The following is a 474-nucleotide window of genomic DNA, read 5'->3' as shown; positions in this document are numbered from 1 at the left end:
CAAACCTTATTCAGCATGACCGACAGTTCGGGTATTCCGAAGCCCTCAGTCCCATTTCTGTTGCAGAATATAAGGATTTTCCGGGAAACCGCTTCGATGAAATGGGCCTTCATTCGATATAGCGAGGGCAGCTCTGAAGAAGACAAAATGCGGCAATTGGATATCGACTTATTGGATGAGGAAGGAAATGTCGGTGTGCAAATAAGAGGAATTTCTACCAGGGAGCTGGAGGATGGAGTTAAGAAGGAAGACCTGCAGCAGAGTTCAGAAACGTTATTGCTCCAGCCAGTTTGGAGAAAGCAAAGCGTTACGGAGCAGGAGAATATCCATTATGACCGGCGAATTGTTCTGTTAGGTCAAGAACTGGAAAGTGAGAAGGGGAATATGCAAGCCGCAATCCCCCACGCTGACTGTCGTGTGTTAAAAGCCAGTTCCATACATGAGAAGGAGCGGTTTACTGCATATGCGGAGGAA

At 47.0% G+C, this 474-nt stretch carries 1 protein-coding gene; it reads left to right on the top strand.

Going from position 1 to position 474, the window contains the following annotated elements; translation table 11 throughout:
- Window positions 1-15: 15 nt before the first annotated feature.
- Window positions 16-474: polyketide synthase dehydratase domain-containing protein (locus KVT34_RS29825; RefSeq protein ID WP_369016301.1), on the top strand; the 459-nt coding region annotated here is incomplete at its 3' end.

This window comes from Paenibacillus sp. GbtcB18 (assembly GCF_019091125.1).
Lineage (GTDB): Bacteria > Bacillota > Bacilli > Paenibacillales > NBRC-103111 > Paenibacillus_F > Paenibacillus_F chitinolyticus.
This window is presented reverse-complemented; position numbering and strand designations above follow the sequence as displayed.